The organism is Pseudomonas sp. C9-3, from assembly GCF_032392015.1.
Lineage (GTDB): Bacteria > Pseudomonadota > Gammaproteobacteria > Pseudomonadales > Pseudomonadaceae > Pseudomonas > Pseudomonas nitroreducens.
The window spans coordinates 6,619,059-6,632,448 of sequence record NZ_CP135919.1 but is presented as its reverse complement, the minus strand read 5'-3'; the positions used below and the strand labels follow the sequence as shown (position 1 = coordinate 6,632,448).

9 protein-coding genes and 3 riboswitches are annotated in these 13,390 nt (G+C 68.1%); of the genes, 4 read left to right on the top strand and 5 right to left on the bottom strand.

The window, feature by feature from the left end:
• Window positions 1–28: 28 nt before the first annotated feature.
• A riboswitch (cobalamin riboswitch) is annotated at window positions 29–240 on the bottom strand.
• A 60-nt stretch (window positions 241–300) separates the two neighbouring features.
• Window positions 301–495, top strand: a riboswitch (cobalamin riboswitch).
• Window positions 496–596: 101 nt separating this feature from the next.
• Window positions 597–1,649, top strand: a complete 1,053-nt coding sequence (gene cobW / locus RS899_RS30510; RefSeq protein ID WP_315808757.1) for a cobalamin biosynthesis protein CobW — start codon at window positions 597–599, stop codon at window positions 1,647–1,649.
• A gap of 116 nt (window positions 1,650–1,765) precedes the next feature.
• Complete coding sequence (cobN, locus tag RS899_RS30505; RefSeq protein ID WP_315808756.1) at window positions 1,766–5,497, top strand: cobaltochelatase subunit CobN; 3,732 nt, start codon at window positions 1,766–1,768, stop codon at window positions 5,495–5,497.
• 200 nt (window positions 5,498–5,697) lie between these two features.
• Here the strand turns inward: cobN and RS899_RS30500 are convergent, their stop codons facing one another.
• On the bottom strand, window positions 5,698–6,795 hold the full coding sequence (locus tag RS899_RS30500; protein ID WP_315808755.1) for a 3-deoxy-7-phosphoheptulonate synthase: 1,098 nt from the start codon (window positions 6,793–6,795) through the stop codon (window positions 5,698–5,700).
• A 579-nt stretch (window positions 6,796–7,374) separates the two neighbouring features.
• Here RS899_RS30500 and RS899_RS30495 point away from each other — a divergent pair.
• Together RS899_RS30495 and RS899_RS30490 are read left to right on the top strand one after the other, a co-directional pair.
• Window positions 7,375–8,382 carry an ATP-binding protein gene (locus RS899_RS30495; protein WP_315808754.1) on the top strand — a complete coding sequence of 336 codons (1,008 nt, stop codon included), beginning with the start codon at window positions 7,375–7,377 and terminating at the stop codon, window positions 8,380–8,382.
• The gene (locus RS899_RS30490) at window positions 8,379–9,044 is read left to right on the top strand and encodes a vWA domain-containing protein (RefSeq protein ID WP_409978101.1); all 666 of its coding nucleotides are present in this window, start codon (window positions 8,379–8,381) and stop codon (window positions 9,042–9,044) included. Before RS899_RS30495 ends, RS899_RS30490 begins: the two co-directional genes overlap by 4 nt.
• A gap of 180 nt (window positions 9,045–9,224) precedes the next feature.
• Here the strand turns inward: RS899_RS30490 and RS899_RS30485 are convergent, their stop codons facing one another.
• The 4 genes from RS899_RS30485 to cbiE form a co-directional block, all read right to left on the bottom strand.
• Window positions 9,225–9,848 carry a glutathione S-transferase gene (locus RS899_RS30485; RefSeq protein ID WP_315808753.1) on the bottom strand — a complete coding sequence of 208 codons (624 nt, stop codon included), beginning with the start codon at window positions 9,846–9,848 and terminating at the stop codon, window positions 9,225–9,227.
• Between the two features lie 138 nt (window positions 9,849–9,986).
• Window positions 9,987–10,715: a cobalt-precorrin-6A reductase gene (locus RS899_RS30480; protein WP_315808752.1), complete on the bottom strand. Its 729-nt coding sequence runs from the start codon at window positions 10,713–10,715 to the stop codon at window positions 9,987–9,989.
• Window positions 10,712–11,809 carry a cobalt-precorrin-5B (C(1))-methyltransferase gene (locus RS899_RS30475; protein ID WP_315808751.1) on the bottom strand — a complete coding sequence of 366 codons (1,098 nt, stop codon included), beginning with the start codon at window positions 11,807–11,809 and terminating at the stop codon, window positions 10,712–10,714. Before RS899_RS30475 ends, RS899_RS30480 begins: the two co-directional genes overlap by 4 nt.
• Window positions 11,810–11,811: 2 nt before the next feature.
• On the bottom strand, window positions 11,812–13,023 hold the full coding sequence (gene cbiE, locus RS899_RS30470) for a precorrin-6y C5,15-methyltransferase (decarboxylating) subunit CbiE (RefSeq protein ID WP_315808750.1): 1,212 nt from the start codon (window positions 13,021–13,023) through the stop codon (window positions 11,812–11,814).
• 67 nt (window positions 13,024–13,090) lie between these two features.
• A riboswitch (cobalamin riboswitch) is annotated at window positions 13,091–13,330 on the top strand.
• Window positions 13,331–13,390: the final 60 nt, after the last annotated feature.

Genomic DNA, 13,390 nt, shown 5'->3' with positions numbered 1-13,390 from the left:
GCCTGCGCCCGCCCACCGCGGGTTTGCCAAAAACGAAGAATTCCAGGCCGGTCTCCGGGCTTGCGATGTCGGCCAGTGGCCAAGCGGGTCAACCTTCCCATGCCGGAGCACAGTGGCTACTGATGACCCTACGATCGCTTACCGTTGCGGGGGCAGCGCCGGACTGGTCCTTGCGGACGCACCGGCTTCCCGTTTCACCTCGCGCGCGTGGCGCGAGACACCTGAAACCGCGCTAGCTGACCACGAAGCCCTGCAAGCGTCAACCGATCCCCGGCGATTGACCGCCCCGCCGTCGCTGCGTAGCCTTCCTCCCTTCGAGGTTCTCCGGCGCTGGCCGGAGCTAAGAGGGAACGTGGAAATCTTCGGATGCGCCACGGCTGCCCCCGCAACTGTGAACAGCCTGTTCTTTCACGAGCCACTGCCGGCCACGGCGGGAAGGCGAGAGAACTCAAGAGGGCTGTGAGCCAGGAGACCTGCCTCGAGCAGTATCACGACAACCGGGCGGGGTGATCCGGTGGCGACCTTCGTTGCGCGGCGAACCCGCGCGCGCGCCCTTCATCCGCCCTCTCGCACCGCATCCTGCTCACGAGGCGCGCATGAAGACCCTGGCCAAACTCCCCGTCACCATCGTCACCGGCTTCCTTGGCGCCGGGAAGACCACCCTGCTCCGCCACATGCTGGATAACGCCGAAGGTCGCCGCATCGCGGTGATCGTCAACGAATTCGGCGAGCTGGGGATCGACGGCGAAATCCTCAAGCAGTGCTCCATCGGTTGCAGCGAAGAAGAAGCGGTCGGCCGCGTCTTCGAGCTGGCCAACGGCTGCCTGTGCTGCACCGTGCAGGAAGAATTCTTCCCGGTGATGCGCGAGCTGGTGGCGCGCCGTGGCGACCTCGATCAGATTCTCATCGAGACCTCGGGCCTGGCCCTGCCCAAGCCGCTGGTGCAAGCCTTCCAGTGGCCGGAAATCCGCAACGCCTGCACCGTTGACGCGGTGATCACCGTGGTCGACAGCCCGGCCGTGGCCGCCGGCACCTTTGCCGCCCATCCCGAGCAGGTGGACGAGCAGCGCAAGCAGGATCCGAACCTGGACCACGAATCGCCGCTGCACGAACTCTTCGAAGACCAACTCGCCAGCGCCGACCTGGTGGTGCTGAACAAGGCCGACCTGCTCGACGCCGACGCGCTCGCCCGCGTCCGCGCCGAAGTCGCCGAGGAGCTGCCGCCAGCGGTGAAGATCGTCGAAGCCAACTCCGGCCAGCTGCCGCTCTCCGTCCTGCTGGGTCTGAATGCCGAGGCCGAGCTGCACATCGACAGCCGCCCCACGCATCACGACCACGAAGGCCATGAAGACCACGACCACGACGAGTTCGACTCCTTCCACGTCGACCTGCCGGAAGTGGAGGAACGCGCCCTGCTCGACGCACTGAACGCGCTGGTCGAGCGCCATGCCGTGCTGCGCATCAAGGGCTTCGTCGCCATTCCCAGCAAGCCCATGCGCCTGCTGGTGCAGGGCGTCGGCAAGCGCTTCGACAAACACTTCGACCGCGCCTGGCGCAGCGATGAAACCCGTAGCACGCGCCTGGTGGTGATCGGCCAGGAGCTGGACCAGGCCACCATCGCCAACGAGCTGCGTACCGCCCTGGCGTAACACTGTTTTTGTAGGAGCGAGGGGGACGCCTAGTCCTTGCTCGCGAACCAACCCCGCAGCGGGGCGATGTTCGCGAGCAAGCTCGCTCCTACGAAGAGCCACCATCGAGCAAGCCCATGCACCTGCTGCGCACCCAACCCGGCGGCTTCGTCCCCGACGACGGCATCGCCGACCTGGCCCAGACGCCTGCCGACCTGGTGATTCTCTGCAGCGGCGATTCGCACCTGGCGCTGCTCGCCGAGGCCGCCCGCGAGCTGCCGGAGGACTACCCGAGCCTGCGCCTGGCCAACCCCATGCAACTGCAGAACCACGCCTCGGTGGACCTCTACGTCGACGAGGTACTGCAGCACGCCAAGGTCATCCTGATCTCCGTGCACGGTGGCGTCGGCTACTGGCGCTACGGCATGGAGCAACTGGCGGCGCTGGCCGAGCGCGGCATCACGCTGATCGCCGTACCCGGCGACGACAAGCCCGACCCCGAACTGACCGCGCTGTGCAATGTGCCCGCGCTGGACGCCGAGCGCCTGTGGCAGTACCTGCGCCAGGGCGGCCTGGACAATGCCCGGCAGTTCTTCGCCTGTCTCGCCACGCGCCATCTGCAACGCGACTACCCGTGGAGCGAACCGCAGACGCTGCCGCGCGTCGCGCTGTATCACCCGCAGACCGGCAGTTGCGACCTCGCCCGCTGGCAGGCCGACTGGCACCCGGAGTGCCCGGTGGCCGCCTTGCTGTTCTATCGCACGCACCTGCAGGCGGCGAATACCGGCTTCATCGATACCTTCTGCGAACGCCTGCAGGCCCAGGGCATCAATCCGCTACCCATCGCCGTCGCCAGCCTCAAGGAAGCTGCGTGCCTGGAAGCGGTGGAAAACCTGCTCGATAGCGCCGACGCCGAACTGATCATCAACACCACGGGTTTCGCCCAATCGAACCCGGAAGCGCCGCAGGACCGGCCGTTCCAGCGCGACGTGCCGGTGCTGCAAGCCATCTGCTCACTGGACAACCTCGACCTCTGGCGCGCCAACCCGCAGGGCCTCGGCCCCCGCGACCTGGCCATGCACATCGCGCTGCCGGAGCTGGATGGCCGCCTCATCACCCGGCCGATCAGCTTCAAGGGCCTGGCCTGGCGCAGCGAGCGCAGCCAGAGCGACGTGGTCTGCTACCTGCCGCACTGGCCGGGCATGGATTTCGTCGCTGAACTGGCGCGGCGCTGGATGCTGCTGGCGCGCAAGGCCAATGCCGACAAGCGCGTGGCGCTGATCCTGGCGAACTACCCGACCCGCGACGGCCGCATCGGCAATGGCGTGGGCCTCGATACGCCAGCCGCCGCGCTGAATATCCTCCGGGCGCTGGAGGCCCAGGGCTATCCCGTCGCCGGCCTGCCCGAGTCCGGCACCGCGCTGATCCACAGCCTGCTCGGCGGCGTCAGCAACGATCTCGACAGCCTCGACCTGCGGCCCTGCGCGCAGAGCCTGGCGCTGGACGACTACCTCGCCTGCTTCGCCCGCCTGCCCGAGGTCAACCAGCAAGCCGTGCGCGAACGCTGGGGCGAGCCTCAGCAGGACCCGATGTTCCGCAGCGGCCGGATGATGGTCGCCGGCCTGCGCTTCGGCCTCGGCTTCGTCGGCATCCAGCCGGCGCGCGGCTACCAGTTGGACGCGGCGGCGATCTACCACGATCCGTCGCTGGTGCCGCCCCACGGCTACCTCGCCTTCTACTTCTGGCTGCGCGAAGTGTTCGGCGCCGACGCATTGGTCCACGTCGGCAAGCACGGCAATCTGGAATGGCTGCCGGGCAAGGGCGTCGGTCTCTCCGAGGAGTGCTGGCCGGACGCGATCCTCGGCCCGCTGCCGAACCTCTACCCGTTCATCGTCAACGACCCCGGCGAAGGTGCCCAGGCCAAGCGCCGCGCCCAGGCGGTGATCATCGACCACCTGATGCCGCCGCTGACCCGTGCGGAAAACTACGGCCCGCTGCGCGACCTCGAACGCCTGGCCGACGAGTACTACGACGCCTCCCTGCTCGACCCGCGCCGCGCCAACGAACTGCGCGGCGACATCCTCACGCTGGTGCGCGACACCTCGCTGGACCGCGAGCTGGGCTTGCAGTTGAGCGACGACCCGGAAAGCTGGCTGCCGCAACTGGACGCCTACCTGTGCGACCTCAAGGAATCACAGATTCGCGATGGCCTGCATGTGTTCGGCGAATCGCCAGTGGGCGAACTGCGCCGTGACACACTGCTGTCGCTGGTGCGCATTCCACGCGGCGACGGACGCGGCGGCAACGCCAGCCTGCTGCGGGCGCTGAGCGAAGACCTGAAGCTCGGCCGCGATCCGCTGGAGGAAGCCTTCGCCGAGCCGTGGGAAGGTCCGCGCCCTGATGTGCTGACCGCCGTCAGTGACGAACCCTGGCGCAGCAATGGCGACACCCGCGAGCGCCTGGAGCTGTTCGCCCTGCGCCTGATCGATGGCTCGGCCAGCGCGCCCGGAGACGCCAGCGCGGCGGTCCTCGCGCAACTGCACCAGCAGATCGCGCCAACCCTCGACGCCTGCGGCGCCAGCGAGATCGGCCATCTGCTCGCCGGCCTCGCCGGCCGCTTCGTTCCGCCCGGCCCCAGCGGCGCGCCCAGCCGCGGGCGGGTCGACGTGCTGCCCACCGGGCGCAACTTCTTCACCGTGGACGTGCGTAACCTGCCCACGCCCACCGCCTTCCGCCTCGGCTTCCAATCCGCCAGCCGCCTGCTCGAACGCCACCTGCAGGACCACGGCGACCACCTGCGCCAGCTCGGCCTGTCGGTGTGGGGCACGGCGACCATGCGCACCGGCGGCGACGATATCGCCCAGGCGCTCGCGCTGCTCGGCGTGCGCCCGGTGTGGCAGGCCGGCAGCCAGCGCGTGGAGGATTTCGAGATCCTGCCGATCAGCCTGCTCGACCGCCCACGGGTGGACGTAACGCTACGGGTATCCGGCTTCTTCCGCGATGCCTTCGCCAACCTGATCCGCCTGTTCGACGCCGCCGTGCAGGCGGTCGCCGCGCTGGACGAGCCGGACGACCTGAACCCGCTGGCCGCCCGGGTGCGTGCCGATCAGGCACGCCTGCTCAGCGAGGGCCTGGAAAGCGACGAAGCCCGCCGCCAGGCCGGCTGGCGCATCTTCGGTGCGCAACCCGGCGCGTACGGTGCCGGCGTGCAGGGCGTGATTGAGTCGCGCCAGTGGGACAGCCGCGCCGACCTCGCCGAGGCCTACCTGAACTGGGGCGGCTACGCCTACGGTGCCGGCGATGACGGCACCCCGGCGCGCGAGCGCTTCGCCCAGCGCCTGTCCGGCCTGCAGGCGGTGCTGCACAACCAGGACAACCGCGAGCACGACATCCTCGATTCCAACGACTACTACCAGTTCCAGGGCGGCATGCTGGCCGCCGCCGAGGTCATCCAGGGGCAATCACTTTCCAGCTACCACGGCGACCACAGCCAGCCGGACGACCCGCGCATCCGTACCCTCAAGGAAGAACTCGGCCGCGTGGTGCGTTCCCGTGCGGTGAACCCGAAATGGATCGCCGGGATGAAGCGCCACGGCTACAAAGGCGCCTTCGAACTGGCAGCGACGGTGGACTACCTGTTCGCCTTCGACGCCACCAGCGAACTGGTCGACGACCACCAATACCGCCTGCTGGCCGACGCCTACCTGCTGGACGACGACACCCGCGAGTTCATCCGCCAGCACAACCCCGAAGCCCTGCGCGACATCGCCGAACGCCTGGTGGAGGCGCAGCAGCGCGGGTTGTGGGAAGAGCCGGGGGAATACCGAGAGGTGCTGGAGAACCTGCTGGTGGATAGCGAAGAGCAGTGAGGGATTCCCAGCTGGCGTGGGGGCGGACTCCGTCCGCGATAGGATTGCCGCGCGCCGGATACCATCGCGGACGAAGTCCCCTCTTACACAAGTGCGGAGTGGCGCATTGACCTGTAGGAGCGAGCTTGCTCGCGAACCCGCCCAGCTTCGAAGCGGCCGGGAAACTCGTTCGCGAGCAAGCTCGCTCCTACAGGAATGCCTCAGCTGCGACGCAGGCGCTCGGCCGCGTTCAGCAACAACGCCTCGGTACCGCTCCAGCCGAGGCAACCATCAGTGATCGACACGCCGTAGCGCAGCTCGCCGGACAGCGGCTGGCAGCCGTCGAACAGGTGACTCTCCAGCATCACACCACGCAGCGAGCCGTCGCCGGCCAGGCGCTGGTCAAGCACGCTGTCCAGCACCGCCGGCTGGCGCAGCGGGTCCTTGCCGCTGTTGGCGTGGCTGCAATCGACCATGATGCTCGGATCGAGGCCGAGCTTTTCCAGCCCCTGGCGAATCTGCTGCACGCTGGCCGCATCGAAGTTCGGCCCGGCGTGGCCGCCGCGCAGCACCAGATGGGTGTCCGGGTTGCCCTGGGTCTGCACCAACGACGGGCGGCCCTGCGCGTCGATGCCGAAGTGCTGGTGCGGGTGCGCCGCCGAGCGCATGGCGTCGGTGGCGATGCCGATGCTGCCATCGGTGCCGTTCTTGAAGCCCACCGGCAGATCGAGACCACTGACCATCTCGCGGTGCACCTGCGATTCGCTGGTGCGCGCACCAATGGCGGCCCAGCCCAGCAGGTCGTCGAAGTAGCCGGCCACCAGCGGTTGCAGCAGTTCGGTGGCGACCGGCAGGCCGCGTTCGAGCATGCCCAGCATCAGCCGGCGCGACAGTTCCAGGCCGCCGGCCATATCGCCGCTGCCGTCCAGCTGCGGGTCGTAGACCAGGCCTTTCCAGCCGATGGTGGTACGCGGTTTCTCGACGTAGGCGCGCATCACCAGCAGCAACTGGTCGCTCACTTGCGGGGCGAGTTCGGCGAGGCGGTCGGCGTATTCGAGGGCGGAGACAGGGTCGTGCAGCGAGCACGGGCCGATCACTACCAGCAGGCGTGGGTCGCGGCCATCGAGTACGGCGCGGATCGCGTCGCGGCCTTCGCGGACACGGTGGGCCATGGCGGCGGACAGCGGCAGGTGCTGGCGCAGTTCGGCGGGGCTCGGCAGCGGTTGTTCGCGGCGGCGAGCGGAGGGCAGCGGCAGGTCGAGGACTTCGGCGGTGGCTGCGTGTGCTTGGCGGATCAGGGTGGAGGTGGAAGCGTTCATCTGACTGGCATCCTTGGCCGGCGCGGTGGTCGTTCCGCGCTCGGCGCTCTATCTAAGTGTTCGTGGCAAGGCTCGTTGGGTGGCACGCAGCGCGCTGCTAAATCGCCAGTCGGAGTTGCGGTAATAGCGGTAGTCGGTGGTGTAGGCGGTCATGTCTCGATCCTCTGTCTGAGCGTTTTCGCTCGTTTCAATGCGTTGGGCCTTGTGGGCCGGAAAAACAAAAACCCCGGTCGGGTTGCCGACCGGGGTTTTGGGAAACTGTCTGGTTGGCGACCCTGCTTGCTAGGGCGCCTGTGGGGTATCAGGCGCGCCTTTGGCTAAACCAATACCCATAGAAGAAATAACCGGCAGCAGCGGCCAGGACCTGCGCGCGAGCAACCACGGAGCCAATGGCACCGAGGAGGGCGAGGGACTGGATGGGCAAGCTGGACGGCATGATGTTCTCCGTGGAAGTAGAGCCAAGTTACTGCATCGCGGCGTGCCGATCAATGACTTGGCTCTATCGTTCTGATGGACATTGGTCGCACCTCCTACGCCCGGTTCGCTACCATGCACGGACGAAATCCGCAGGAATCCCCCATGAGCGCCCTTCCCCACTTCCCCCTGGCCGCCGTCGTCGGCGCCGATGAGCTGAAGCTGGCCCTGTGCCTGGCAGCCATCGACCCCGCCATCGGCGGTGTGCTGATCGAAGGGCCACGCGGGATGGCCAAGTCCACCCTCGCGCGCGGCGTCGCCGATCTGCTGGACGGCGAGCGCTTCGTCACCCTGCCGCTGGGCGCCAGCGAGGAACGCATTGTCGGCACCCTCGACCTGGACGCGGCGCTGGGCGAAGGTCGCGCGCAGTTCTCCCCTGGTGTGCTGGCCCACGCCCACGGCGGCGTGCTCTATGTGGATGAAGTGAACCTGCTGCCCGACCACCTCGTCGACCTGCTGCTCGACGTGGCCGCCAGCGGGGTCAACCTGATCGAGCGCGACGGCCTGTCCCATAGTCACCCGGCGCGCTTCGTGCTGATCGGCACCATGAACCCCGAGGAAGGCGAGTTGCGCCCGCAACTGCTGGATCGCTTCGGCCTCAAGGTGCAACTGCACGGCTCCCCGGCGCCCAGCGAGCGCGCCGAGATCGTTCGCCGTCGGCTGGCCTTCGATGCCGATCCGCAGGCCTTCCTCATTCAGTGGCAAGGCGCACAGCAAGCGCTGCAACAGCGCTGTGTCGATGCCCGGCAAGGCCTTGCCGCGATTGCGCTGGATGATGCTGCATTGAACGAGATCGCCGAGCGCTGCCACGCCGCTGGCGTCGATGGCCTGCGCGCCGATCTGGTCTGGTTGCGCGCAGCCCGTGCCCACGCCGCCTGGCGCGGCGCCAACGCCATCGAGGCGCAGGACATCGAGGCGGTGGAACACTTCGCCCTCGCCCATCGTCGCCGCCCTGCACCACCGCAATCGACAATGCCGCAGCAACCGTCGTCCAGGCAGGCGCAAGCACCATCCAACGCTTCCAACGGCGAAGGCCAATGGGGTGAACTCCCCGCCCAGAACGTCACGATGGGCGAGCGCCGACAGTTGACGGGCTGGCCAAAAAAGCCCTGAGCATCCGCCCGCGCCAGGCCCCAGGCGCGGATGCCAACCCCCGACCCGGCCAGCTCGCCGGCGGCCGCAGCGGCGCCCGCCAACAGGGTGCGCACGGCCGGATCGACTGGCCCGCGACCCTGCGCAATGGCCGCCCGCAGCACCGCGCCGACCTGGTACTGCGAGCCCGCAGCCACAAGCCCAGCGAACTCTGGCTAGTGATAGTCGACGCCTCTGCCAGCACCCGCCGCCACGGTGCCCTCGCCCAGGCCAAGGGGCTGCTCGCCGACACCTTCGAACAGGCCTATCGCCAACGCGCGCGCCTCGCCGTGCTGCATGCCACCGGCGCACAGCCGCGCTGGTTGTGGCAGGGCCAGAAGGCATCGAGCCAGCTTCAGGTGTGGCTGGAGCAACTTGGAGCCGGAGGCGGCACCCCGCTGATCGAAGCGCTTGAGCAAGCCCGCGAATGGCTGGACAAGCGCCAGCGGCAGAAGCCAGCCGAACGCCAGCACCTGCTGATCCTGACCGATGGCCGCCTGCGCGACTGGCCGGCGTTGCAACCGATGGGCTGCCCGACTGTGCTGGTGGATATCGAGGGTGGCGCGGTGCGACTTGGTCGCGCAGCAAAACTGGCGCAGGAGCTGGGCGCGGAGTATCGGCCTATTGGTGAACTCCCTGCGTGAGCTACCGAGAGCCCCTCACCCTAGCCCTCATTCAGAGGGAGAGGGAACAGTTCTGCGCGCTCTGTTCGACCAACGTTCGCCGGCTAACGCCGATACATTGCCCCACACAAAACGGCCCCCTCTCCCTCTGAATGAGGGCTGGGGTGAGGGTCGTCCCCTGGCACCGATTTTCCGCTCATCTCAAGGTTCCCCATTGCGCCCATGCAGCAGGAACCCCGGCCGCTCGCTCAGCCGCTCGTAGTAGGCGGCAACTGCGGGCAGTTCCGGGCGCTGCATGGGCGTCAGGTACCAGCGGTTCACCGACAGGCCAAGGACGACGTCGGCAAGGCTGAAGCAGGCGCCGGTGACGAAGGCACCGGTGCGCTCCAGCTGCCGGTCCAGCAGGGACATGCAATGGTTCCACTGCGCCTCGCTCAGGGCGATGGCGGATTCGTCGGTATGGCTGGGGCTGTTGCGCACACGGGCCATGAATACATAGCGCCAGGCATTGTTCAGCTCGGTGGCCTGCCACCCCATCCATTGCTCCACCAGCGCGCGCTCGCAGGGCGAGTTGGGCAGCAGTTCATCGAGCGGATACTGGCTGGCGAGATAGCTGCAGATGGCGTTGGACTCCCAGAGCACGAAGTCGCCGTCGACAAGCACCGGCACCATGGCATTGGGGTTGAGTGCGATGAATTCAGCCGAAGCCGTGGAGCGAAAGCCCGAGCCCCAGTCCTCCCGTTCGTACGGCAGGTTCAGTTCGGCGCAGGTCCAGAGCACCTTGCGCACGTTGATCGATGAAGCGCGGCCGAGGATTCGCAGCATGGTGTCACTCCCTGTGAAAACCGGGGCCCAGCATAGAGGCGCGCCGGCCACCGGAGAAGCTTCATGACGGTTCTGCAGGAGCGAGCCTGCTCGCGAACCATGACGACGCTGTGAACGCTCCCCGTTCGATGCGTTCCCTCATTCCGCCAGCAGGCGTTCCAGCGCCGCCCACAGCGACTCAACGCTGTCGAACTCCCGCGCCACGAGCGGCAGCGCCGGGCGCGCCAGAATCAGTACCGGCATGCCCCGCTCGCGGGCGACCTGCAGCTTCGGCTCGGTGGCCTGGCTGCCGCTGTTCTTGCTGATCAGCACATCGGTACCCAACCGCGCGAACAGCTCGCGTTCGCCCTCCAGGGTGAACGGTCCGCGGGCGCCCAGTACTTCGGCGCGCGCATTGCCTGGGAGGTTTTGCAGACAGCGCACCGTCCAGTGCTGGTGGGCGGGAATTTCATCGAGGTGTTCCAGCGGCTCACGACCCAGGGTGAACAGCGGACGGCGAAATTCTTTCAGTGCGCCGATCAACCCAGGCCAATCGGCGACCTCGCGCCAATCATCGCCAGCACCCGACTGCCAGCCGGGCCGCCGCAGCGCCCAGCACGGCACACCGGCCAGCTCCGCAGCATGCGCGGCGTTGGCGCTGATCTGCGCAGCATAGGGATGGGTCGCATCGAGCAGGAGGTCGAAGCCCTGTTCGCGGATGAATCCGGCCAGGCCTTCGGCGCCACCGTAGCCACCCACGCGCACTTCGCAGGCGAGGTCGTCCGGCACCTTGCCCAGGCCGGCCAGGCTGTAGAGATGCTGCGGTCCCAGCCGTCGCGCAATAGCCAGCGCCTCACCGATTCCGCCCAGCAGCAGGACCCGTTTCATCTCACCTCCAGCGCCTCGCCCACCAGGTTGCCCTGGCGGTCGATGGCGAAGACTTCCAGCGTTACTTCAACGGGCACGATACGCCGGGCGAAGGCCAGCGCGCGGGCGCACACCGCATCGCCCAGGGCGATACCCTCGGCGCGGCACAGCGCCAGCGCCTGCTGGCTGGTGTTGGCCTCGCGCATGCGTTGCTGCAGGTCTGCCGAAGCCCCGATCCCCGCGCCCCACTCGGCCAGTTGCGGCAGGTCGATGCTGGAGTGGCGGCTGTGCAGGTCCATGTGGCCGGCGGCGAGCTTGCTGATCTTGCCGAAGCCGCCGCAGACGCTGAAGCGCTCCACCGGCACCTTGCGCAGGTGCTTGAGCGCGGCACCGGCGAAGTCGCCCATCTCGATCAGCGCGGTGTCGTCGAAACCGTAGCGACGGCGCATGGCGTCCTCGCTGGCGTTGCCGGTACAAGCGGCAAGATGACGGAAGCCGTTGGCGCGGGCGACGTCGATGCCCTGTTGGATCGAGGCGATGTAGGCCGAGCAGGAGAATGGCCGGACGATGCCGGTGGTGCCGAGGATCGACAGACCGCCGAGGATGCCCAGGCGCGGGTTCATGGTCTTCTGCGCCAGCTCGGCGCCGCCCTCGATATGGATCGTCACCTCGAAGCCGCCGGCATAGCCACACTCGGTCGCCAGCGCGGCAAGGTTGTCACGCATCATCTGCCGCGGCACCGGGTTGATCGCCGGCTCGCCCACCGCCAGCACCAGGCCGGGTTTGGTCACCGTGCCGACACCGTCCCCGGCATGAAAGCGCACACCCGGCTCATCGCTCAGCACGACACGGGCGAATACCAGCGCGCCATGGGTCACGTCCGGGTCGTCGCCGGCGTCCTTCAGGGTGCCGGCTTCGGCACCTTCAGCAGTAAGCCGGCAGAACTCCAGGCGCAGGGTCGCGCAGCGCGCCTTGGGCAGGGCGATCTGCGCGGCATCCAGCGCTTCACCGGTGAGCAGCAGGCGCGCTGCCGCGAGGCTGGTGGCCGTAGCACAACTGCCGGTGGTGTAGCCGCTGCGCAGCGGGCGTGGCTGCTCCGGGGTTTCTTCGCGCATGCTCACTCGGCCAGCGGCTTCCAGACTTCCAGCAAAGTGATCGGCAGCGCCGCGCGCCAGGTGTCGAAGCCACCCAGCGGCTGAGCCTGGGACACCGACAGGCGGGTCAGCTCACCGCCGATGCGCGCGCGCCAGCTCAGCAGCATGGATTCGCTCTGCAGGGTGACGGCGTTGGCCACCAGACGGCCGCCGGGCTTGAGCTGCTCCCAGCACTGTTCGAATACGCCGGGCAGGGTCACGCCGCCGCCGACGAAGATCGCATCCGGGCGCTCCAGCCCCTGCAGCGCTTCCGGCGCGGCGCCGCAGACCAGTTGCAGCGTTGGTACGCCGAGGGCGTCGCGGTTGAAGCGGATGTGCTCCTGGCGCCCTTCGTTGGCTTCGATGGCCAGCGTGCGGCAGCTCGGATGCGCGCGCATCCATTCGATGCCGATGGAGCCGCAACCGGCGCCGACATCCCAGAGCAGCTCGCCCGGTTTCGGCGCCAGCCGCGCCAGGGTCACGGCGCGTACATCGCGCTTGGTCAACTGACCGTCGTGGCGATAGTCATCGTCGCGCAGGCCGACCGTGAGCGGCAGGCGCTGCGCGTCTTCACCTGCGATGCACTGCACCGCCAGCAGATTCAGCGCAGCCGCCTGCGCCAGCGACCAGTCATTCGCCAGACCATCGATGCGTCGTTCGTGGTCGCCACCCAGGTGCTCCAGCACGCTGAGCCGGCTCGCAGCAAACCCTCGCTCGCGCAACAGCGCAGCAACGGCCGCAGGACTGTCGCCGTCATTGCTGAGGATCAACAGCTTCACACCGTCGTGGATCTGGGCGTTGAGTGCGGCCAATGGACGCGCCACCAGCGACAACAGCGTGCAGTCCTGCAATGCCCAGCCCATCCGCGCGGCAGCCAGCGAGGCGGAGGACGGAGCGCAAAGCACGCGCATTTCCTCGGCCGGAACCTGGCGGGCCAGGCTTGCGCCGACGCCGAACCACATCGGGTCGCCGCTGGCCAGCACGCAGGTCGGTTCGCCGCGCCGGCGCAGCACCGGCTCCAGGCTGAACGGGCTCGGCCAGGCCTGGCGGTTGGCGCGCAGACAGTGCGGCAGCAGCTCCAGCTGGCGCGGCGCGCCGATCACTTCGCTGGCGGCGAGCAGGGCACGGCGCGCGGCCTTGCCGAGGCCGGCGTAACCGTCCTCGCCGATGCCGACGATGGTCAGCCAGGGCGTCATGAAAATTCCTCGAGAGTGCGACGATCGATCCGACGGGCAGGCTTTTCCTGCCTTCGGGCAAAGCAGGCATAATACCCGCTTCGTCGGTGCTCGTAGGACGCTTCGCCCCTATCGGTGAGGTTTCCGGGAGCCGAAGAGGGAACACGGTTAAGCCGTGGCTGCCCCCGCAACTGTAAGCAGCGAGTCCGCGCAATGCGGCGCCACGGGACAGCGTTCCGTGCCGCCGGCCAGGCCACTGGGCAACCGGGAAGGCCGCGCTGGATGAGGACCTGCCAGCCAGGAGACCTGCCGACGAAACCAGTCGCGTGTGCAGACATCGAGCGGGGTGTATCGGTGTCGTGAAGTCCCCTGTGGGGATTCGCAGGTC

Bases quoted from the DNA above. Each gene is read 5' to 3' on its own strand.
- cobW (WP_315808757.1), top strand. From the start codon at position 597: ATGAAGACCCTGGCCAAACTCCCCGTCACCATCGTCACCGGCTTCCTT.
- cobN (WP_315808756.1), top strand. From the start codon at position 1,766: ATGCACCTGCTGCGCACCCAACCCGGCGGCTTCGTCCCCGACGACGGC.
- RS899_RS30500 (WP_315808755.1), bottom strand. From the start codon at position 6,795: ATGAACGCTTCCACCTCCACCCTGATCCGCCAAGCACACGCAGCCACC.
- RS899_RS30495 (WP_315808754.1), top strand. From the start codon at position 7,375: ATGAGCGCCCTTCCCCACTTCCCCCTGGCCGCCGTCGTCGGCGCCGAT.
- RS899_RS30485 (WP_315808753.1), bottom strand. From the start codon at position 9,848: ATGCTGCGAATCCTCGGCCGCGCTTCATCGATCAACGTGCGCAAGGTG.
- RS899_RS30480 (WP_315808752.1), bottom strand. From the start codon at position 10,715: ATGAAACGGGTCCTGCTGCTGGGCGGAATCGGTGAGGCGCTGGCTATT.
- RS899_RS30475 (WP_315808751.1), bottom strand. From the start codon at position 11,809: ATGCGCGAAGAAACCCCGGAGCAGCCACGCCCGCTGCGCAGCGGCTAC.
- cbiE (WP_315808750.1), bottom strand. From the start codon at position 13,023: ATGACGCCCTGGCTGACCATCGTCGGCATCGGCGAGGACGGTTACGCC.